Source organism: Sphingomonas sp. SRS2, from assembly GCF_000971055.1.
GTDB lineage: Bacteria > Pseudomonadota > Alphaproteobacteria > Sphingomonadales > Sphingomonadaceae > Rhizorhabdus.
In genome coordinates this window covers 1-21,219 of the sequence record NZ_LARW01000096.1, presented here as the reverse complement: position 1 = coordinate 21,219, position 21,219 = coordinate 1, and the positions used below count along the sequence as shown (strand labels likewise).

The window sequence follows — 21,219 nt, the reverse complement described above, 5'->3', positions numbered from 1 at the left end:
TCCACAACCAACATCCCGATCTCGCCAACTGACAATCCAGTCGGCCGTTTAAACCATCGAAATGAGGGGTCCCTTTTAGACGCCGATCACCCCGCTAAGGGGGTCCTTTTTGCACGCCGATCTACAGACAGTTTAGCTTTGGCGCTGAGGCCGTCCGAGACATCGGCGACATGTTGGCCCATGCCGACGAGCGTATTCAGGGTGTATCAGTTAGGCGAGTGATAGACCTCCATTGCATCGCTAAATTTAAGATGGCTTACCTCAACCGGGCTATAGCTTTAGCCAGTGTACCCGCAGAAATGCTAGACGTCATGGATGCAACTTATCGCGTTCTAGATGATGTAACCATTTATCGAGATACGGGATTAAATAGAGAGCAATCTGGCACCGCCTTAACACGGCTAAAAAAGAGATTTTCCAAAAATCCTGATGGCACACTATCCTTCAACTCATTGTATGAAACTGAAAGAGACAGGAAGGTATTGGAGTGCTTTACTGGATACGTTATTTCGAAGGGCGCCTACAATAACATAGCCCTATTCAACGAATTCAAGGGGCTGATGATACGCCACAAATTTCTTGACCAAAACTCAGCAGAGTTCGACCAATTTTTCCCTCATCTTTCTTTGTACGCCATTGCATCCATGCATGGGGTAAATTTTCTCCTACCATGTGGCACCATCGCAACCGCTGCCGCTGGGTGGCAAACGCCAGCAGACGGCGATCCTAGGCTCGGTGTTACAATCACATTTCCTGGACTTGCGGGCCAAACAAAGACCGTTCCGGTTGGACTGTCTCTGTTCGAAACCGACCTCAATGCCGCTGACTGGGTTGATGGCTACGAAGCACGAAGGCACGCGACATGGGATTTGCCCATAGAGGTTACCAGCGAACCGAAACTTAGGGCGCTCATTTAGTCGCTAATGCCTTGCAATAATAAGCGTGCGCGCCGGACAGCTCGAACTGAGTCCTCGTCGATCCCCTCAAGGCGCAGGATTAGCTCGCCGATTGCCTCTTTGAGCAAACGGTTCTCCTTCTCCAAAACCTCGAACGCCGGCCTGTCGGTCCCGTTCTGTTCTTTTTCGCGGTGGTATGTCAAGTGCATAATCCCCCCTGAAAATCAAGAACAAAAGAAGAACAAGATAGGGTTCATCCAGCATCGGGGAGGTTGCATCCCGGAAAGTCGGACCTCTTACGGGCGGAGGCGGACTGCAGTTTTTCGGTGACGAGCGGCGATAGCTGCCGCTCCGGCGGAAGGTAGCCATAATGACAGCTCGCTCCAGCCGCCGCCAAGCGGCTCGCGTCCCCTTATTTGGGGTGAGGAGTCGCTGCGCAGCGCGCGGGCTGGCATTGGGCCATGTCATCCATTGAGCAGATGATGCATAAAGACCGTAAGCGAGAGGTGGCCAGACGCATGAAGCGACTTCAACGTGCGAACAATGTGGCGGACCTTCGTCTGATGGCCCGCCGCCGGCTGCCGCGGCCGATCTTTGACTATATCGATGGCGGCGCCGATGACGAGGTCTCGTTACGGCGGAACGTCACCGCGTTCGAGAGCTATGAACTCGTGCCCGACGTGCTGAATGACGTGTCGGCGATCCGGACGGAAACCAGGATCTTCGGACAACCCTCGCGCTTGCCGCTGATGCTATCGCCAACCGGGCTCACCCGCATGTTCCATGGTCACGCCGAGCTCGCCGTGGCCCGCGCGGCAGCGCGACACGGCCTCGTCTACAGCCTGTCGACGATGAGCACGACGCGCCTTGAGGAACTCGCGCAGGCATTTGCCGGGCCAAAGATATTTCAGATCTACATCTTCAAGGATCGCGGCCTGACCGCCGAGTTCGTCACGCGCTGCAAGGAGGCCGGCTTTCACGGCCTCGCCCTGACGGTCGACACGCCCGTCGCCGGCAATCGCGAGCGCGACCGGATTAGCGGCCTCTCCATGCCCCCCAAGCTCACGCTAAAGTCACTCCTCAGCTTCGCTCTCCACCCCTCCTGGTCGCTTCCCGCGCTGACGGGATCCAAGTTTGATCTGGCGAACGTCAGCCATAAAATCGACGCCCTGGCTTCGGGACCGATGAGCCTCTTCGACTATATTGGCGGTCAGTTTGATCGCACGGTCGGCTGGCGCGACGTCGAATGGCTTGCGCGCGAATGGAACGGGCCCCTGGCTATCAAAGGCGTGATGACGCCCGAGGACGCACGCAGGTCGATCGCATCGGGCGCTACCGGCGTGATGATCTCCAATCATGGCGGCCGTCAGCTAGATGGTGCGCCCGCACCGGTCGACCAGATCGAAGCAGTGCGCGAGGCCGTAGGCGACGCGCCGGACGTGATCTGCGATGGCGGCATCCGGCGCGGCTCGGACGTAGTCAAGGCGCTCGCCCTGGGGGCCACAGCCTGCTCGATCGGGCGCCCCTATCTGTACGGCCTGGCGGCCGGCGGGGAAGCCGGGGTCGACCGCGTATTGACGTTGCTGAGCGACGAGTTCGAACGCACGCTGACGCTGGCGGGGGTAAACGACGTCGCATCCTTGTCTCGCCGCCATGTCCGGAACCGGGTGGCCGGTTGCAGCAGCTCATGTTCGACGAGGTAGCACCGGCACTATAACGACCACGCGTGCTCTGCCGGCGGGCGCCAAATGGTCCTCACGGTCTCCGACTTCATGTCCGCTGTCGGGGTCAGATAGGGCGCCCTATAACGACCTTGCAGGGCGCAAAGCGGTCACTTCCGGGACCGGACCGCCTTTTTCACCGCTACCGCCCCCGCTCCGCATCCAAAAACGCCTCGACCTTCGCGAGATCGACCTTCTTTTCGAGGTAGGTCTCGCCGATCCCGCGCGCCAGCAGGAACGGCAACTGCCCGCCCTCCATCTTCTTGTCGTGCATCATGTGCGCGACCAGCGTCTTGCCGGGGGCATCGATGCCCGCCGCCTGGAGCGTTGCGGGGAGGCCGGCGGTGGCGATGTGGGTGGTGACGCGGGCGGCGTCTTCCGGCGGGCAGAGGCCCAGCGATGCCGAGAAGCGGAAGGCGAGGGCCATGCCCGCCGCGACGGCCTCGCCGTGGAGGAGGCGGTCCGAGAAGCCGGTTTCGGCTTCGAGGGCGTGGCCGAAGGTGTGGCCGAGATTCAGGAGCGCGCGGCGGCCGCTGGTTTCGCGTTCGTCCTCGCCGACGATGCGGGCCTTGGCCTCGACACTCTTCGTGATCGCGTGGGTGCGGGCGTCGGCGTCGCCGGCGAGCAGCTTCGCCGCGTTCGCTTCGCACCAGGCGAAGAAGGGGGCGTCGTCGATCAGGCCGTATTTGACGACCTCGGCATAGCCGGCGCGCTGCTCGCGCGGGGGGAGGGTGTCGAGGGTGGTCGGGTCGATCAGGACGTGGACCGGCTGATAGAAGGCGCCGATCAGGTTCTTGCCGGCCTTGCTGTTGATCGCGGTCTTGCCGCCGACCGAGCTGTCGACCTGCGACAGGAGGGTGGTCGGCACCTGCACGAAGCGGCAGCCGCGTTTCAGGATGGAAGCGGCGAAGCCGACGAGATCGCCGATCACGCCGCCGCCCAGCGCGATGATGGTGTCGTTGCGCTCGACGCCATAAGCGAGGAGGGCGTTGGTGAGCTTTTCGAGCATCTTCCAGCTCTTGGTCGCCTCGCCCGCGGGGAGGACCTCGACGGCGCTGGCGATGCCTGCGGCGGTGAGAGAGGTTTCCAGCCTATAAAGCTGATTTACAACGATATTCTTGTCGGTAACGACGATGAAGCGGCCGCGCGCCGCATAGGGCGCGAGCAGTTCACCGGCGCGATCGAGCGCGCCGTTTTCGATCGAGATGTCGTAGCTTCGTTCGCCCAGGGCGACCCGCACCGTCATTGCGCCAGAGCCTTCAATATAGTGTCCACGGTTGCGTCGTGCGGCAGCGGCTGGCTGTGCACATGGATCGGCGCGAGCGCATAGACCGGGTTGCGGATGGCGGCGAGCTCCGCCAGCGCGATGCGCGGATCGCGGTCCTTGAGCAGGGGGCGGGTGCCCTCGCGGCGCTGCACCCGCTCGGCAAGCACGTCGATATCGGCATCGAGCCAGATGGCGCGCGCGCGTTCGAGGATCAGCGCGCGGGTTTCGTCCTGCATGAAGGCGCCGCCCCCGGTCGCGATGACCTTGGGCTTGCCGTCGATCAGCCGGCCGATCACCCGGCGCTCACCGTCGCGGAACTCCTTTTCCCCGAATCGTTCAAAAATCTCGGTGATGGTGAGCCCGGCGGCGCGCTCGATTTCGTGATCGGCGTCGACGAAGGGGAGGTGCAACCGGGCGGCGAGCCGCTTGCCGACGGTCGATTTACCCGCGCCCATGAGGCCGATGAGCACCAGCGGGCGGTCAAAACGCGGCAGATTTGGCGGCAAGCTTTGCGGCATGTCGTCGAGGGCTATACACATGGCCGCCCCCTCGGGCAAAAGCGCCTCCATTGCAACCATCCGGATACACATATGTCGCGGTTCAGCATCATCCTGTTGAGTGTCGTTATCGTCGTCGTCGTGGCGCTCGTGGCCCTGAGTTTCGTCAATACCGAAAGGCCGCCGGTGACCGTGGAAAAGGCGATGCTGAATGAAGCCCAGGCCAAGTAAGAAGGCCGTTCTTGCGCTGACGGCCGGCGTCGCCGCGCTCGCCGCGGCGGCCGCGCTGGCGCAGGAATCGCTGCTGCCGCCCGGATTCGGCAATCAGCCGGGCCCGACCAACCGGCCGCAGCAGGCCGCCCCGGCGCCCGGCCAGCCCACGCCCGGCGCTCCGGCTCCTTCGCCATCGACGCCGCTGGCGCCCGCGCTGACCCTCGATCCGGACATCTTTGCTTCGGCCGAGGCGCAGGAGCCGGACCAGCCGAGCGAGATGCCCGATTCGGCCCGCCGCTCGACGGCGGTGGCCGGCCCCTTCGCCGGAATGGGCCGGGATGCCTGGGGCACGACCGACGGACGTTTCCTGTCGAGCCTGATGCGCCGCCTGGACGTGCCGATCGCTTCGCGCTGGGCCTCGATCACCTTGCGCCGCGCGCTGCTGACGCGGGTGGCGACGCCGCAGAATGTCTCCGCGCCCGACTGGATCGCCGAACGCGCCTGGTTGCTGTTGCGCATGGGCGAGGCGGACGGCGCGCGGCTGCTGGTCCAGGGCGTCGATGTCGATCAGTTCAACGCGAAGCTCTATGCCGTCGCCGGGCAGAGCGCTCTGGCGAGCGCCGATGCGGCGGGGCTGTGCCCGCTCGCCGATGGCGGCGCGATTCGTAGCCGCGAGGCGATCTGGCCGATGGCGCGGGCGATCTGCGCGGCCTTGTCGGGCGACACGGCGATCGCCGGTGTGCTGATGGACCAGGCGCGCCGCCGCACCCGCGATCCGCAGGGCATCGACATCCAGCTCGCCGAGCGGATGATGGGCGTGAACGGCGCGGGCCGGCGCAGCGTCACCGTCGAATGGACCGGGGTGAACCAGCTCACCGCCTGGCGCTTTGGCATGGCGAGCGCGCTCGGGCTCACCATTCCGGCGGATCTGCTGCGCACGGTGGGGCCGCAGGCGACCGCGTGGTCGGCGCGCGCGCCGATGGTGCCCGCCGGCGAACGGATCGACGCGGCGATGACGGCGGCGCGGCTCGGGGTCTTCTCGAACTCGGCGCTGGTCGATCTTTATGCGCAGGCCGCCGACGACAGCGGCGATTTTGGCAGCGACACGCCGGCGGGCCGGCTGCGCGCCTGCTATGTCGCCGACGGCGATCCGGCGCGGGTATCCGCGATGCGCGGCTTCTGGAGCGGGGAGGGGCGGGGCGAAGGCGCCAGCGTCGATCATTATGCCGGCCTGATCCTGACGGCGCGGGCCGCGGCGCGTATCGCCCCCGACGACGATCATGTCAGCGACGTCGCCAACCTGCTCGGCTCGATGATGTCGGCGGGGCTCGACCGCAAGGCCGCCGGCTGGGCGCGGGTGGTATCCTCGATGTCGCCTGAAAAGAGCGATCCCGCCTGGGCGATCCTGGCGGTGGGCACGCCGCGGGTGAGCGTCGACCTGTCGGCGGACCGGCTGTCAGGCGTCGCCGATCGCTGGGCCGAGGAAAAGCCGCAAAAGCTGCGCCTGCTGCTCGGCGCGCTCGCCGCGCTCGACCGGTTGCAGACCGAGGAGCAGTTGCAGCTCCTCGTCGAATATAAGGTGGGCTTCGACAATCAGAGCAACTGGGCGCGGATGCTGTTGCAGGCCGCCGACCGCAAGGAGACGGCGACGGTCGCCCTGCTCGTCGCGGTCGGGCTGCAACGGACCGGCTGGGCCGGGCTGTCCCCGGCGATGTTTGCGACGATGATCCGCGCGCTCAACGAAGCCGGGATGGACGGCGAAGCGCGGATGATCGCCGCCGAAGCAATGTCGCGGCTGTAGTGTGCCGCCATTCCGCCCATACCGGCCTGCAAATGGCTGTCTTCGGCGCTTCCGGTGCTCACGTACATTGAGTACGCTGCGCTCCGGGTCACCAAAGACCGCCGTTTTCGGCTCGGTCTGAACGAAATGTCGGCACACTCCAGATCGATGGGTGATGGCGAAGCCATCTCGCAATTCCTGGAGATGCTGGCGGCGGAGGGCGGGGCGGCGAAGAACACGCTGCTCGCTTATGGATCGGACCTGCGCGGCGCTTCGGAGATATTGGGTGGTGGACTGACCACTGCCGATACGCCCGCGCTCCAGAAGCTCGGGACCGAATGGATGGCGCTCAGCCGGACGAGCGTGGCGCGCAAATCGTCCGTCCTCCGGCGCTTCTATGCCTTTCTCGAGGAGGAGGGCATCCGCGCCGATGATCCTTCCGATGCGTTGCCGCGCCCAACCACGCAGCGCGCCTTGCCGCGCACGCTCAGCCATGGCGATATCGGCCGGCTGTTCGACGCGCTGGAGGAGCGCCGCCGCGACCGGCATGGCGATCCGCTGACCCTGCGGCTGATCGCGCTCGTCGAGCTGCTCTATGGATCGGGGTTGCGCGCGACCGAACTGGTCTCGCTGCCGCGTCATGCGCTGCGCGGCGACCGGCCCTTCCTGATCCTGCGCGGCAAGGGCGGGCGCGAGCGGCTGGTGCCGATATCGGACCGGGCGCGGGCGGCGGTGGCCGAATGGAGCGCGACGGGCTACGCCGCCGGCGACCAGCCTTTCCTGTTTCCTTCGGGTCATGGCCATCTCAGCCGGGTGCGGCTGTTCCAGCTGTTGCGCGAACTGGCCGCCGAGGCCGGGATTCCGCCGCAGCGGATCAGCCCGCACGTGCTGCGCCACGCCTTTGCCACCCACCTGCTCGAAGGCGGGGCCGACCTGCGCGCGCTCCAGACGATGCTGGGCCATGCCGATATCGCGACGACCCAGATCTATACCCATGTGAACAGCGCGCATCTGGTCGAACTGGTCAACAGCCGCCATCCGCTGATGGACGGCACGCGCAAGCCCGCGCCGGAACCGGGCGATGCGCCGGGCAGTTGATCGCTCCGAAAAGGAGACCGTCATGATCCGTACGACCCTGACCGCGCTGGCCGTTGCCGCGCTTGCCACCGCCGCCCCGGTCTTTGCCGACCGAGGGCCGACCCAGGCCGAAACCAAGGCGATCGTAGCCAAGCTGGCCGCCGCCGGGTTCAAGAGCTGGAACAAGATCGAATATGATCCCGATGGCCCGAAGTGGAAGGTCGACGACGCGCGTATGCTGGGCGGCAAGACTTACGACCTCCAGCTCGATGCGAAGACCTACGACATTGTCAGGAAAGACGGCGACTGAGCGGATCGTCGCTCGCGATCCCGCTCTTGTCTCGCGTGAACGTCTGCCATAGGCGTTTGTCCGTGTGACAATGCAGCAGGGGATAAGGTGCATGGCGGCGGCGGAAGTTGAACTCGATCCCAAGCGGGACCGGCTGGTCATTGTCGCCTCGACGCTCGGCACGGTCTTCGAATGGTATGACTTCTTCGTCTACGGAACGCTTGCCAGTATTGTTGCCGGGCACTTCTTTCCGTCCGACAATCCCGCCGTCAGCTTCCTGATCTTCCTCGCCAGCTTCGGCGTCGGCTTCGGCATGCGCCCACTCGGTGCGGTGCTGTTCGGCGTGCTCGGCGACAAGCTGGGCCGAAAATACACCTTCCTCGTCACCATCGCGCTGATGGGCGCGGCGACGGCCGCGGTCGGCGTGCTGCCCACCTACGAGACGATCGGCGTTGCCGCGCCCATTCTGCTGGTGATTTGCCGCATCCTTCAAGGACTGGCGCTGGGCGGTGAATATGGCGGAGCGGCGATCTATGTCGCCGAACATGCACCGCCCGGCCGGCGCGGATTCTACACCAGCTTCATCCAGTCGGGCGTGGTCGGCGGCTTCCTGCTCAGCCTGGCGGTCGTGCTGGCGTCGAACCTGTTCGTCGACGCCGAAGCCTTCGCCGCCTGGGGCTGGCGGATTCCCTTCCTGTTTTCGCTGGTGCTGCTGGCGGTTTCGCTCTGGGTGCGGCTCAAGCTGAAGGAAAGCCCGGTCTTCAAGGCGATGAAGGATTCGGGCGAGATCGCCGAGAATCCGCTGCGCGAGAGCTTCGACAGCTGGCCCAAGGTCAAGATGATCCTCGTCGCGCTGTTCGGCATCGCCGCCGGCCTGACCGTGATCTGGTATACCGCCCAGTTCCAGGCGCTCTATTTCCTGCAGAGCAGCCTGCGGCTGGAGGATAATGCGGCGCGGCTGATCGTGGGCGGCGCGGCGCTGTTCAGCCTGTTCTGGTTCATCCTGTTCGGCTGGCTGTCCGACCGGATCGGCCGCCGCAAGCCGATTCTGATCGGCTATGCGCTCACCCTCGTCCTGATGTTCCCGCTGTTCCACGGCATGGCCGCGGTAGCCAACCCGGAGCTGACCGCCGCGATGGAGCGCGCGCCCGTCGTCGTAACCGGCAGCGATTGCAGCTTTGATCCTTTCGCCAAGGAGCAGGCGACCGCCTGTGGCAAGGTCCTCGACGCGCTGTCGAAGAAGGGCATCGCCTACACCAAGGTCGAGGGCGCAGCGGGCGCGCCGCCCGCCGTCACGATCGGTAGCAAGCCGGTCGATGCGAGCGATGTCGTCAGCCTCGAGGCCGGGCTCGCCGAAGCGGGCTACAAGCTCGACAAGATCGTTCCGACCACGGCCAATGCGCTGAAGATCGTCTTCTTCATCACTGTGATCGGCTTCCTGTCGGGCATGACCTATGGGCCGGTCGCGGCATTGCTGGTCGAGTTGTTTCCGGCGCGGGTGCGATACACTTCGATGTCGGTGCCCTATCATATCGGGACGGGTTATTTCGGCGGATTTCTGCCGTTCATCAGCCAGTATATCGTGGCCCGGACCGGCGATCCGTTCGCCGGACTGTGGTACACGATCGGCGCCGTTGCGATGGCGCTGGTCGTCAGCCTGCTGTGGCTGCCCGAAACCGCGGGCAAAGAACTGGAATAGCGGAGGTGGGGGAGCTATCGAGCGTGCGTGGTTCCCAATGATGCTCCTCTCAGGCTGATTCTCGACGGTACGGCGCTGGTCTCCAACTGGCGCTGGCTGTCGGACAAGGCCGGCGTCCCGGCGGGCGCGGCGGTCAAGGCCGATGGCTATGGCCTCGGTGCGCGCGAGGTTTCGCGCCGCCTCGCCGAAGCGGGCTGCCGCGATTTCTTCGTCGCGACCTGGGCCGAAGCCGATGCGCTCGGTTCGCTGCCCTTCGGCGCGGCGCTGTCGGTCCTCCACGGCGTGCGCGAGGAGGATATGGCCGCGGCGCTCGCGTCGCGCGCCCGTCCCGTACTCAACACGCCCGCGATGGTCGCGCGCTGGAAGGCGGCGGCCCCGGGCCGACCCTGCGACGTGATGGTCGACACCGGCATGAATCGGCTGGGGCTCAGCATCGCCGAAGCCGCGTCGGGCCTGCTCGACGGGCTGGAGATCGATCTGCTGATGAGCCACCTCGCCTGCGGCGACGAACCCGCCAGCGCGATGAACGAGCAGCAGCGGGTGCGTTTCGCGGATGTCGCGTCACGGGTCGGCGCGCAGCGTTACAGCCTCGCCAATTCGGCGGGAGCCTGTCTCGGGCCCGATTACGGCTTCGATCTCGTCCGACCCGGCGTCGGCCTCTATGGCGGCCTGCCGCGCGCCGAGGCCGCCGGCCATATCGCGCAGGTCGTTCGCATCGAGGCGCAGATATTGCAGGTTCGCGACGTGCCGGCGGGCGATACGGTCGGCTATGGCGCGACCTTCACCGTCGGGGGGGCTACCCGCATAGCGATCCTCAATCTGGGCTATGCCGATGGTTATCTGCGCGCCTTTGCCGGTCATGGACTGGCGCTGCACGAGGGCGTCGCCTGTCCGCTCGCCGGGCGGGTTTCGATGGACCTGATCGCCGTCGATATCGGCAAGGCGCCGGTAGAGGAGGGCGGGTGGCTCGAAATCGCTTACCAGCTCGAAAGCACCGCCGCCGCCACGGGCCTGTCGCAATATGAGTTGCTGACCGGGCTTGGCTCCCGCTATCAGCGAGGCTGGACGGATTAGGATGCCAGTGATTTTGCAGCCGATTATCGCCTTTTTAGCTTCGGTCGGACGCCTGCTGATCAACGCCCTCGGCGCGATCGGCCGGGTGACGCTGTTCGCCGCGACCACGATTTCACGCGCGGTACGCCCGCCATATTATCCGGCGCGGCTGTTCGAGCAGCTGATGCAGATCGGCTGGTTCTCGCTGCCGGTCGTCGGCATGACCGCGATCTTTTCGGGCGCCGCGCTGGCGCAGCAGACCTTCACCGCGGGATCGCGCTTCAACGCGACATCGACGGTGCCCGCGATCGTCGTGCTCGGCATGGTGCGCGAGCTGGGCCCCGTGCTGGTCGGCCTGATGGTCGCCGGGCGCGTCTCCTCCGCCATGGCTGCGGAACTGGGCACGATGCGGGTGACCGAGCAGCTCGACGCGCTATCGACGCTGCGTACCGATCCTTATCGCTATCTGATCGCGCCACGGCTGCTCGCCGCGCTGCTCGCCACCCCGCTGATGGTGCTGGCGGCTAATGCGATCGGCATCTTCGGCGGCTATTTCGTCGCGGTCTACAAGCTCGATTTTAACGCGATCGGCTATCTGAATACGACGCGGCTGTTCCTGACCGCGACCGACCTTCAGATGGCGCTGGTCAAGTCGGCCTTCTTCGGTTTCTTCATCGCGCTGATGGGCTGCTATCACGGCTTCCACGCGCAGGGCGGCGCGGCGGGCGTCGGCCGGGCGACCACCGATGCGGTGGTCTCCGCCTTCATCCTGATCCTGCTGTCGAACATGATCATCACCCTCATGGCGTTCGGCTGATGAGCGACGATCACAAGATCGTCCTGGAAAACGTCACCAAGACGTTCGGGACAAACCACGTCCTCGACGGCGTCAACCTGGAGATCGAGCGCGGCGAATCGATGGCGATCATCGGGCAGTCGGGCAGCGGCAAGTCGGTCACGCTCAAATGCATCCTCGGCCTGATCAAGCCCGATCGCGGCGCGATCCGGATCGACGGCGAGGATATGACCGGCATGTCCTCACGCGAGCTGGAGCGGACGCGCGCCAAGTTCGGGATGCTCTTTCAGGGATCGGCGCTGTTCGATTCGCTGCCGATCTGGCGCAATGTCACCTTCGCGCTGACGCAGGGTCGGCAGCGCGAGACCGCGAAGATGCGCAAGATCGCCACCGAGAATCTCGAACGTGTCGGCCTGGGCAGCAATGTCCTCGACCTGCGCCCGAGCGAGCTTTCGGGCGGCATGCAGAAGCGCGTCGCGCTGGCCCGCGCGATCGCGCCCCGGCCCGAGATAATCTTCTTCGACGAACCGACCACCGGGCTCGACCCGATCCGGGCCGACGTGATCAACGACCTGATCGTCGAACTGGTCGAGGAACTTGGCGTGACCGCGCTGACGATCACCCATGACATGGCCTCGGCCCGCAAGATCGCGCACCGCGTCGCGATGCTCTATCAGGGCAAGATCATCTGGCGGGGGCCGAGGGACCGTTTGTACGATTCCGGAAACCCATATGTGGACCAGTTCGTTCAGGGGCGCGCCGAAGGCCCGATCAGATAAATCTATGTTTGACGTTTTCGATAACTGAAAGCGTTTCTTCTCATTGGATCGATCGGCAGCCATCCGGCACAAGGCGGTCATCCACTCAAGAGAGGACGAAATATGCTCGGACGCACAGTTCCCGACGTCACCCTGAAGACCCGCGTGCGCGACGAAAGCATCGGCGGGCCCAACCCCTTCCGCTGGCAGGATGTCCACACCGGCGAGCTGTTCAAGGGCAAGCGAGCGGTTTTGTTCGCGCTGCCCGGCGCGTTCACCCCGACCTGCTCGACCGAGCAGTGCCCGGCCTATGAGCGCGAATATGACGCGCTGCGCGCGGCGGGGGCGGACGATGTCTACTGCCTGTCGGTCAACGACGCGTTCGTGATGTATCAGTGGGGCAAGAATCTGGGTCTTTCCAAGACCAAGCTGCTGCCCGACGGCTCCGGCGACTTCACCCGGCGCATGGGCATGCTGATCAAGAAGGATCATCTCGGATTCGGCGACCGCTCGTGGCGCTATGCGATGGTGGTCGATGACGGCAAGATCGTCGCCTGGTTCGAGGAGCCCGGCATCAATGACAACGGCAGCGACGACGATCCCTATGAGGTCAGCAAGCCCGACAATGTGCTGGAGTGGCTGAAGGCCAATCCGGCGAAGTAACAACCTGCTATCTTCACCGTCATCCCAGCGTTCGCTGGGATGACGGTGAAGAGGATGTCAGGGTTCATAGTCCCGCAGCGTACGCGCGGCTGCGTCAAATGCGTCATAGGCGGTCTTCGCCAGGCTACCGCCGACGCTGCAACGGCGGACGCCGATCTCCGCAAGCTTCGTTATAGTCTCGTCATAGGCGTGGACGACGACGTTCACCGGCTTCGGCGCGACTGCGGCGATCAGTTCTGCGATGGCGCCATGATCGTTCATGCCGGGCACGAAAATGCAGTCCGCCCCTGCCTCGGCATAGGCGACGGCGCGGGCGATGCTCTCGGCGGGCGGCATGTCGGCCAGGCGGAAATGCTCCTGCCGCCCGATCAGCATCACCGCCGGGTCCTTCCCATCGATCGCGGCGCGCGCGGCGGCGATGCGCTCGACGGCGAGGCCATGATCGTAGAGCGCGCCGCCCGACCAGTCCTCGACGGAAATCCCCGCAACGCCGGTATCGACGGCAAGCGCGACATTCGCGGCGACGTCGCCGGGGGCATCGGCGAAGGCATTTTCGAAGTCGGCGTTGACCGGCAGGTCGGTTGCGGCGACGAGCATGCGCAGATGCGCCAGCGCCTCGTCGAGGCTCAGTTCGCCATCATCCTTCCCGATCGCCCAGGCCGCGCCTGCGCTGGTGGAGGCGAGCGCCTTGAAGCCCAGGGCGGCGAGCCGCACCGCGCTGCCGCCGTCCCAGGCGTTGGGGATCAAGAAGAAGCCGCTTTCGTGCAGCTGGCGGAATTTCGCGCGTTTCTCGGCTGTCGTCGGCACGGTCGCTCCTCCCTTCAGTCGGTTATGTTCGCCGCCCGCTCGACCCCGGCGATCCAGCGCTGGACGGCGGGATAGTCGTTCAGGTCGAACCCGCCTTCATGCGCGACCCGGGTATAGGCGACCAGCGCGATATCGGCGAGGCTGAGCTTGTCGCCGACCAGAAAGCCGCCATCCTTCACTGCATTGTCGAGCAGCGCGAGCGCGCCCTTGCCGCGCTCGACGATCTTCGCTTCGAGTTCGGCGGGCGACTTGCCAAGATAATGGACCTGGAAGCGGGCCACCGCGACATAGGGTTCGTGGCTATATTGCTCCCAGAACAGCCATTCGAGCATCTTGGCACGACGGTAGCGATTGGACGGGATCAGCGCCGACCCTTCGGCCAGCGACAATATGATGGCGTTCGACTGGGCCAATATGCCGCCATCGGCGTAGCGGATCACCGGCACCTGCCCGGCAGGGTTCATCGCGAGAAAGTCCGGCGTACGCGTGTCGCCGCTTAGCACGCCGGTCTCGATCCATTCATAGGGAAGGCCGAGCAGGTCGGCGGTCCACTTCACCTTTAGGCAGTTGCCCGAGATCGAATCGCCGTAGATTTGCATATGAGCCCCCTATGTGTGCACCGGTCCTAGCCGGCTTCGCCGGAGCGGCGAAACAAACATCGCAACGCGGTTGATAAGCTGGCTTTATCTGCAAGCTGTCACAAAGCCGTAAGCATCCGGCGAAGTGGCTGTAACAAAGATGAATCATAGCATCGGCTCGTCATCCAGACAGGAGACGAGCGATGAATGCCATTACCCGTATCGCCGCCTATCAGGGCAATGCCCCGTCCATTCCCGAGGTGCAGCGCCGTCGGCGCCGCTATCGGACAATATGGGTATCCGACATCCATCTCGGCACGCGTGGCTGCAATGCGCAGATGCTGATCGACTTCCTCGATTCGACCGACAGCGAGACGATGTATCTGGTCGGCGACATCATCGACGGCTGGCGGCTCAAGCGCAGCTGGTACTGGCCATCGGCGCATAACGACATCGTCTGGCGGGTGATGAAGCGCGCCAAGCGCGGCACCCGGGTGGTGTTCATCCCCGGCAATCATGACGAGATGTTCCGCCAGTTCGCCGGGCTTACCTTTGGCGGCATCGAAATCCGCCGCAATGCGATCCACGAGACCGCCGATGGCCGCCGGCTGATGGTCACGCATGGCGACGAGTTCGACACGGTGGTGATGTGCCACCGTTGGCTGGCCTTCGCCGGCGACGCCGCCTACGAGATGCTGATGCGGCTGAACGTCGTGATCAACTGGGTCCGCCAGAAGTTCGATCTGCCCTATTGGTCGCTGTCGAAACATGCCAAGCAGAAGGTCAAGAACGCGGTCGAGTTCATCTCGCGCTTCGAGGAAGCGGTCGCGCATGACGCCGGCGAGCGCGGCGTCGATGGCGTGGTCTGCGGCCATATCCACACGGCTGAGATCCGCCAGTTCGGCGATATCGTCTATTATAATGACGGTGATTGGGTCGAAGGCTGCACCGCTCTTGTCGAGCATTTCGACGGACGGATGGAAGTGCTGCACTGGGCCGACGAGATTGCCGCACGCCGCGAGCCCGCCTCCGCGATGGCCGCCTGATCGTGCGGATCGCCATCGCGACCGACGCGTGGAGCCCGCAAGTCAACGGCGTCGTCCGCACCCTCCAGGCGGTCAGCGCCGAACTGGGCGCGATGGGGCATGATGTCTGCGTCATCGCGCCCGATCAGTTCCGTACCCTGCCATGCCCCAGCTATCCCGAGATCCGGCTGGCGCTTACCACCCAGGCGGGGATCGGCCGCAGGATCGGCGAGTTCGGCGCCGATGCGATCCATATCGCCACCGAAGGACCGATCGGCCTTGCCGCGCGCCGCCATTGCCTGAAGCACGGCTTCGCCTTCACCACCGCTTATCATACTCAGTTTCCCGACTATGTCGCGGAGCGCACCGGCATGCCGGCCGACTGGTTCTGGCGCTATATCCGCTGGTTCCACGGACCTTCAGCGGCGGTGCTGGCGTCGACGCCTTCGGTCGAGGCGATGCTGAAGGCGCGTGGCGTGGGTCCGGTGCGGCGTTGGGGGAGGGGCGTCGATCTTGACCTGTTTCGTCCCGATCGCGCGGGGCATCCCGCTTTTGCCGGCCTTCCGCGTCCGATCCAGCTCTATGTTGGCCGGGTCGCCGTCGAGAAGAATATCGAGGCGTTTCTGGCCAGCGACGCGCCCGGCACCAAGGTGATCGTCGGCGACGGCCCGGCGCGCGCGTCGCTGACGCGCCTCCATCCGCAGGCACGGTTTCTCGGCGTGCTGCATGGCGAGGCGCTGGCGGCGGCCTATGCCGGGGCCAATGTGTTCGTATTTCCAAGCCGCACCGATACTTTCGGGCTGGTGATGATCGAGGCGCTGGCGTGCGGCACCCCGGTCGCGGCCTATCCGGTTACCGGCCCGATCGACATTCTCGATGCCGCCAGCGCGGCTATGGACGATGATCTGGGCGAGGGGATCCGCCGGGCGCTGGCCTGCGACCGAACGGATGCCGCCGCTTATGGCGCGACCTTTGGCTGGCGGCGCAGCGCGGAGCAATTCCTGTCGGCTCTGGTTCCATTGGGTGAGGCGGTGGGCATGGCGGCGTGACGCTCCCTCTCCCGTCTGCACGGGAGTGGGCCAGGAAGGCGAAGTGCGGGTGAGAAACGTCCCATCTTGCCCTCTGCTACTGCTTTCAGTACAGGATCGGGCATGCTTCGGCCGCTCCGTGACGGGGCGGCCCTTTTATTTTTGGAGGACCGTATGGCCCAGCCGCTCATGCCCCACGCCACTGCATCGTGGCTGGTCGACAACACCGCGCTCGCCTTCCCGCAGATCGCCGACTTTTGCGGCCTGCACATCCTCGAGGTCCAGGCGATCGCCGACGATATGGCCGCGACCAAGCTGACCGGCCGCGATCCGGTCCGCGCGGGCGAGCTGACAATGGCCGAGATCGAGAAAGGCCAGAAGGACCCCAATTACCGCCTGGTGATGCAGAAGGGCCCCGATCAGCAGCGCCGCACCAAGGGCCCGCGCTACACGCCGGTGTCCAAGCGCCAGGACAAGCCGGACGGCATCGCCTGGATCATCCGCAACCATCCCGAAGTTTCTGATGGCCAGATCTCGAAGCTGATCGGCACGACGCGCACCACCATTGCCGCGATCCGTGACCGGACGCATTGGAACATCGCCAACATCGTTCCCAAGGATCCGGTGACGCTGGGCCTGTCCTCGCAGCGCGAACTCGACGCGGTCGTCGCCAAGGCGGCGAAGGCGGCTGGCATCGAAGCCCCGACCGACACCCGCCTCGAAGGCGACCGTGAGGCCCTGATCGAGCAGCTTCGCGCCGAGCGCGACGCCGCCGGCAAGGTAGCCGAGATGACGCTTGCTGAGCAGGAAGCGGCGCTGTTCAGCGGCCCGGCCTTCCAGGATCCGTTCAAGAAGTAAAAGCCCGTACGTCGCCCCGGCGGAGGCCGGGGCCGCCAGCGGCTAGTGCCGAGACGTCATCGAAAGAACCTCTGGCGGCCCCGGCCTCCGCCGGGGCGACGAAGTTGTTGACCCCCTCGCTCCCGCCATCCAAAAGCCTTTCATGACCGACGCCCCCACCTTCGCCGATCTGTCCTTCGAGGATGCCCTCAAGCAGCTCGAGGCGATCGTACGCCAGCTCGAATCGGGCGATGTGCCGCTCGACGATTCGATCTCGCTCTACGCCAGGGGTGACGCGCTCAAGCGCCAGTGCGAGGAGCGGCTGAAGGCGGCGCAGGCGCGGATCGAGAAGATCAGCATCGGTGTCGACGGCGCGCCCAGAGGGACCGAGCCCTTCACCGCGGGCTGACGATGTCGGACCTGCTCACCTTCGAGCTGGAGCGCATCGCGCGCGAGATCGACAGCCGCTTCGATGTGCTGCTGACGCCTCCGGATGACAGCCGCAAGCGCCTGTACGAGGCAATGCGCCATGCCGCGATCGGCGGCGGCAAGCGGCTGCGTCCGCTGCTCGTCTGCGGTGCGGCGGGGCTGTTCGCGGTCGACGGGGAATGCGCGCTGCGCACCGGCCTCGCGGTCGAGGCCATCCATGTCTACAGCCTGATCCATGACGATTTGCCTTCGATGGATGACGATGACATGCGGCGGGGCCGCCCCACCGTCCACAAGGCGTTCGACGAAGCGACCGCTATCCTTGCGGGCGACGCTTTTCAGGCACTGGCCTTCGAGATTATCGCCGCCGAGGCGACCCACCCCGATCCCTTCGTGCGCGCCGAACTGGTCAGCGCGCTCGCCGTTGCGGCGGGGCCGGGCGGAATGGTGGGCGGACAGGCGATGGACATGGCGGCGGCGGTGACGATGCACGATATGGCGAATGTCACCCGGCTCCAGCAACTCAAGACCGGCGCGCTGATCGCCTTTTCGATCGAGGCCGGCGCGATCCTCGGCCGATTGCCGCCCGAGGGACGCACACGGCTGCGCGGCTATGCGCATGATCTCGGCCTCGCTTTTCAGATTGCCGACGACCTGCTCGATGCCGAGGGCGACCCTGCGGCGATGGGCAAGGCGGCGGGCAAAGACGACGCGGCGGGCAAGGCTACCTTCGTCGGCCTGCTGGGGATCGAGCGGGCCCGTGCACAGGCGCGGTCATTGTCCGAACAGGCGATCGGGCATCTTGCCAATTTCGGCCACGAAGCCGATCTGCTACGCGATATCGCGGCCTATGCGGTCGATCGCGATCGCTGAAACCGAACAGGGGGAAGTATCCATGCGCACCGGCGTCTATCCCGGCACCTTCGATCCGGTCACTCTGGGTCATATGGACATCATCCGGCGCGGTGCGAAGCTGGTCGACAAGCTTGTCGTGGGCGTCACCACCAATCCGTCCAAATCGCCGATGTTCACGCTTGACGAACGGCTGGCGATGGTTCGTCGCGAAACCGCCGACCTGGGCGACAAGATCGAGATCGTGGCGTTCGATTCGCTGTTGATGGATTTCGCCGAGCGGGCGGGCGCGTCGATTATCGTGCGCGGCCTGCGCGCCGTCGCCGACTTCGAATATGAATATCAGATGGCGGGGATGAACCAGCAGCTGAACAATCGTATCGAGACGGTGTTCCTGATGGCCGATGTCGCGTTACAGCCGATCGCGTCGCGGCTGGTGAAGGAGATCGCGCTCTATGGCGGCGCGATCGATCGCTTCGTCCCGACACGCGTGGTGCAGGAAGTCGTCGCGCGCGTCGAAAAGATCGGTAAGAAGGGCAGCTGAACCGGTTCAGCCAGCGGCAAGCCGGATAAGCTTAAACGCAAGGCCGCGCGTCTTTCGCGTGGTAGGAGATGTGATCTGATGCGATCGAAGTTCGTCGTTGCGGCCCTTTCAGGCCTGTTCATGGCCGGTGTGGCGTGCGCGCAAACCGTACCGGTGGCGGCGCCGCCGGCCGATCCGCAGAACATTCTCAATCTCGACCTTTCGACCGGCGGCCGCGTGAAGGTTTTGCTGCGGCCGGACAAGGCGCCCTATTCAGTCGATCGTATCAAGACGCTGACGCGCCGCCATTTCTATGACGGCCTCGTCTTCCATCGGGTGATCGAGGGCTTCATGGCGCAGGGCGGCGACCCGAAGGGCACCGGCGAGGGCGGGTCCGATCTGCCGGACCTGAAGGCCGAGTTCAACGATCTGCCGCATGTGCGCGGCGTGATGGCTCTGGCGCGGGCCGAAGGGCTCGATTCGGCTAACAGCCAGTTCTTCATCATGCTTCAGCCCAACCTCAGCCTCGACGGCAATTACACCGCGATCGGCCGGGTGACGTCGGGCATCGAATATGTCGACGCACTGGCCAAGGGCGAGCCGCCCGAAAACCCCTCGAAGATCATCCGCGCGACGATCGAATCCGACGACCAGGGCATCCCGCCCGCCGCCTTCGTGCCGCCGCCCCCCGCCGCCCCGGCGCCGGTCGTGACCGACAAGAAGGCAAAGAAGGAAAAGAAGTCGAAGCAGGAGGCGGTGAAGCCTGCGGCTCCGACCCCGGCTCCTGTGGCCGAACCGGCGGCAGCCTCCACCGCCCAGCCTGAAGCCGCGCCCGCGCCCCAGGCATCGGCCACAGATCAGGGCACCGACGCCGCCGTGCGGGAAGTCTCGGGCGAACACGCCACCGATGCAGCGGTGAAGGGCATCGCCGCCGAAGAGACGATCGCCAAGCCGCAATAATCGGCCGCCATGCGCGTCGACCTCTTCGATTTCGAACTGCCGCCGGAGAATATCGCGCTGCGCCCCGCCAGCCCGCGGGATAGCGCGCGGATGCTGCTCGTCCCGGGTGCGGGCCCTCTCGCGGACCATGTCGTTACCGACCTTCCCGCGCTGCTGCGGGTGGGCGACTGCCTCGTCTTAAACGATACGCGGGTCATACCGGCGCAACTCGAAGGCACGCGCGGCGAGGCGCGGATCGGCGCGACCCTGCACAAACGCGAAGGGCTGCGGCGCTGGCGGGCGTTCGTCCGCAATGCCAAGCGGGTGCGGATCGGCGACCGGATCGATTTTGGCGCGGATGTTGCGGCGATCGCCACGGAGCGCGGCGAGGACGGCTCGATCCTGCTCGATTTCGATGGCGACGAACCCGTCGAGCTGCTGCTCGAACGCGCCGGGCGAATGCCGCTGCCGCCCTATATCGCCGGCAAACGCCCGACCGATGCCCGCGACCTCGACGATTATCAGACGATGTTCGCGCGGGAAAAGGGCGCGGTCGCGGCCCCGACCGCGGCGTTGCACTTCACGCCGGGGTTGATGGCGTCGCTCGCCGATGCGGGGATCGTCACCGAGACGCTGACGCTTCATGTCGGCGCGGGAACCTTCCTTCCGGTCAAGGCCGATGACACCGACGATCACAAGATGCACGCGGAATGGGGCCGGATCGACCCCGCGACCGCAGACCGCCTCAACGCGGTGCGCGCGCGCGGCGGACGGGTGATCGCGGTGGGCACGACCAGCCTGCGGCTGATCGAAAGCGCGGCTGGCGAGGATGGCGTTATCCGGCCGTTCGATGGCGATACCGCCATTTTCATCACTCCCGGCTACCGCTTCCGCGGCATCGACGGGCTGATGACAAATTTCCATCTGCCCAAATCGACGCTGTTCATGCTGGTCAGCGCGCTGATGGGACGGGAGCGGATGCAGGCGGCTTATGCCCATGCGATCGGCCAAGGCTATCGCTTTTACAGCTATGGCGATTCCAGCCTGCTGCTTCCCTAGCCGCCATTCGTTCTGATGGGGCAATCCCGGCCCGAAGCCGACTTTCTCCGCGCTAGGCGCCTATGAGAGTGCGGCTATGTTTTGTCAGAATTTTTCGCCCGAGTTCGATCAGGGCTACCGCCAAGCCCAGGACTATCGCCGTCTTAATCAGAAGCAATAACACCTTCAAATAGGATGGCGCCACGACGAGCATCTCGATATCCTTCTCATCGAAAAGATCGCGAAAGCTATTCGTCAGATAGCCATGCGTAAAGTAAATCGCCAGCGAGAAACCGGACATCAGCGAGAGAATTTTGTACAGAGAATTGTTCGGGTCTATCTTGGACAGCATGGTTATCGCGAAAATTGCTAGAAACACTTTCTGTATAGCTAGAATCTCTACTCCGGGAAATAGATCATGATAATAAAATAGAGATAATGCGATAATTAATAT

Annotated in this window: 24 protein-coding genes; 19 read left to right on the top strand and 5 right to left on the bottom strand. The window is 64.8% G+C overall.

All coding sequences use genetic code 11. The features are described from left to right. Positions 1-170 precede the first annotated feature (170 nt). Positions 171-917: a hypothetical protein gene (locus tag WP12_RS24895; protein WP_152664001.1), complete on the top strand. Its 747-nt coding sequence runs from the start codon at positions 171-173 to the stop codon at positions 915-917. A gap of 497 nt (positions 918-1,414) precedes the next feature. Beyond that, positions 1,415-2,599 (top strand): alpha-hydroxy acid oxidase, encoded by a 1,185-nt coding sequence (locus tag WP12_RS13855; protein ID WP_046194274.1) that lies wholly within the window; start codon positions 1,415-1,417, stop codon positions 2,597-2,599. A 160-nt stretch (positions 2,600-2,759) separates the two neighbouring features. On the opposite strand, the gene aroB is transcribed toward WP12_RS13855, so the two are convergent. After that, complete coding sequence (gene aroB / locus WP12_RS13850) at positions 2,760-3,863, bottom strand: 3-dehydroquinate synthase (RefSeq protein WP_046194273.1); 1,104 nt, start codon at positions 3,861-3,863, stop codon at positions 2,760-2,762. After that, a complete protein-coding gene (locus WP12_RS13845) occupies positions 3,860-4,402 on the bottom strand; it encodes a shikimate kinase (protein WP_046194278.1) in 543 nt (180 codons plus the stop codon). The genes aroB and WP12_RS13845 overlap by 4 nt, the downstream gene beginning before the upstream one ends. A 72-nt stretch (positions 4,403-4,474) precedes the next feature. Here WP12_RS13845 and WP12_RS25550 point away from each other — a divergent pair, with 72 nt between their 5' ends. The 9 genes from WP12_RS25550 (at position 4,475) to WP12_RS13805 (ending at position 12,709) form a co-directional block, all read left to right on the top strand. After that, positions 4,475-4,612, top strand: a complete 138-nt coding sequence (locus tag WP12_RS25550) for a hypothetical protein (RefSeq protein WP_200894533.1) — start codon at positions 4,475-4,477, stop codon at positions 4,610-4,612. After that, positions 4,593-6,395 carry a hypothetical protein gene (locus tag WP12_RS13840; protein ID WP_046194272.1) on the top strand — a complete coding sequence of 601 codons (1,803 nt, stop codon included), beginning with the start codon at positions 4,593-4,595 and terminating at the stop codon, positions 6,393-6,395. Before WP12_RS25550 ends, WP12_RS13840 begins: the two co-directional genes overlap by 20 nt. Positions 6,396-6,542: 147 nt before the next feature. Beyond that, the gene (locus WP12_RS13835) at positions 6,543-7,472 is read left to right on the top strand and encodes a tyrosine-type recombinase/integrase (RefSeq protein WP_200894532.1); all 930 of its coding nucleotides are present in this window, start codon (positions 6,543-6,545) and stop codon (positions 7,470-7,472) included. A 22-nt stretch (positions 7,473-7,494) separates the two neighbouring features. Continuing rightward, positions 7,495-7,761 carry a PepSY domain-containing protein gene (locus WP12_RS13830; RefSeq protein ID WP_046194277.1) on the top strand — a complete coding sequence of 89 codons (267 nt, stop codon included), beginning with the start codon at positions 7,495-7,497 and terminating at the stop codon, positions 7,759-7,761. Between the two features lie 91 nt (positions 7,762-7,852). Then, positions 7,853-9,439 (top strand): MFS transporter, encoded by a 1,587-nt coding sequence (locus WP12_RS13825; protein WP_152664000.1) that lies wholly within the window; start codon positions 7,853-7,855, stop codon positions 9,437-9,439. A 27-nt stretch (positions 9,440-9,466) separates the two neighbouring features. Further along, on the top strand, positions 9,467-10,513 hold the full coding sequence (gene alr / locus WP12_RS13820; protein WP_046194269.1) for an alanine racemase: 1,047 nt from the start codon (positions 9,467-9,469) through the stop codon (positions 10,511-10,513). A gap of 1 nt (position 10,514) precedes the next feature. Next, on the top strand, positions 10,515-11,309 hold the full coding sequence (locus tag WP12_RS13815; protein WP_046194268.1) for an MlaE family ABC transporter permease: 795 nt from the start codon (positions 10,515-10,517) through the stop codon (positions 11,307-11,309). Beyond that, complete coding sequence (locus WP12_RS13810; protein ID WP_046194267.1) at positions 11,309-12,067, top strand: ABC transporter ATP-binding protein; 759 nt, start codon at positions 11,309-11,311, stop codon at positions 12,065-12,067. Before WP12_RS13815 ends, WP12_RS13810 begins: the two co-directional genes overlap by 1 nt. A gap of 102 nt (positions 12,068-12,169) precedes the next feature. Further along, a complete protein-coding gene (locus WP12_RS13805; protein ID WP_046194266.1) occupies positions 12,170-12,709 on the top strand; it encodes a peroxiredoxin in 540 nt (179 codons plus the stop codon). A 57-nt stretch (positions 12,710-12,766) separates the two neighbouring features. Here WP12_RS13805 and WP12_RS13800 read toward each other — a convergent pair whose 3' ends face one another. Further along, positions 12,767-13,516, bottom strand: a complete 750-nt coding sequence (locus WP12_RS13800) for an isocitrate lyase/PEP mutase family protein (protein ID WP_046194265.1) — start codon at positions 13,514-13,516, stop codon at positions 12,767-12,769. A 14-nt stretch (positions 13,517-13,530) separates the two neighbouring features. After that, on the bottom strand, positions 13,531-14,115 hold the full coding sequence (locus WP12_RS13795) for a glutathione S-transferase family protein (protein WP_046194264.1): 585 nt from the start codon (positions 14,113-14,115) through the stop codon (positions 13,531-13,533). A 182-nt stretch (positions 14,116-14,297) separates the two neighbouring features. On the opposite strand from WP12_RS13795, the gene WP12_RS13790 reads away from it, so the two are divergent. From WP12_RS13790 to queA, 8 genes are all read left to right on the top strand, one after another. Further along, positions 14,298-15,140 (top strand): UDP-2,3-diacylglucosamine diphosphatase, encoded by an 843-nt coding sequence (locus WP12_RS13790; RefSeq protein ID WP_046194263.1) that lies wholly within the window; start codon positions 14,298-14,300, stop codon positions 15,138-15,140. A 2-nt stretch (positions 15,141-15,142) separates the two neighbouring features. Continuing rightward, positions 15,143-16,168, top strand: a complete 1,026-nt coding sequence (locus tag WP12_RS13785; RefSeq protein ID WP_046194262.1) for a glycosyltransferase family 4 protein — start codon at positions 15,143-15,145, stop codon at positions 16,166-16,168. Positions 16,169-16,321: 153 nt separating this feature from the next. After that, complete coding sequence (locus WP12_RS13780; RefSeq protein ID WP_046194261.1) at positions 16,322-17,005, top strand: DUF1013 domain-containing protein; 684 nt, start codon at positions 16,322-16,324, stop codon at positions 17,003-17,005. Between the two features lie 142 nt (positions 17,006-17,147). Further along, positions 17,148-17,393, top strand: coding sequence for an exodeoxyribonuclease VII small subunit (locus WP12_RS13775; RefSeq protein WP_046194260.1), 246 nt, complete (start codon positions 17,148-17,150; stop codon positions 17,391-17,393). 2 nt (positions 17,394-17,395) lie between these two features. Then, positions 17,396-18,286 (top strand): polyprenyl synthetase family protein, encoded by an 891-nt coding sequence (locus WP12_RS13770; protein ID WP_046194259.1) that lies wholly within the window; start codon positions 17,396-17,398, stop codon positions 18,284-18,286. A gap of 22 nt (positions 18,287-18,308) precedes the next feature. Continuing rightward, a complete protein-coding gene (gene coaD / locus WP12_RS13765; protein ID WP_046194276.1) occupies positions 18,309-18,809 on the top strand; it encodes a pantetheine-phosphate adenylyltransferase in 501 nt (166 codons plus the stop codon). 120 nt (positions 18,810-18,929) lie between these two features. Next, positions 18,930-19,748, top strand: a complete 819-nt coding sequence (locus WP12_RS13760) for a peptidylprolyl isomerase (protein WP_443027873.1) — start codon at positions 18,930-18,932, stop codon at positions 19,746-19,748. A gap of 9 nt (positions 19,749-19,757) precedes the next feature. Continuing rightward, a complete protein-coding gene (gene queA, locus WP12_RS13755) occupies positions 19,758-20,786 on the top strand; it encodes a tRNA preQ1(34) S-adenosylmethionine ribosyltransferase-isomerase QueA (RefSeq protein WP_046194257.1) in 1,029 nt (342 codons plus the stop codon). A gap of 52 nt (positions 20,787-20,838) precedes the next feature. On the opposite strand, the gene WP12_RS13750 is transcribed toward queA, so the two are convergent. Then, the coding region (locus tag WP12_RS13750; protein WP_235399139.1) for a hypothetical protein at positions 20,839-21,219 on the bottom strand (381 nt) is incomplete at its 5' end.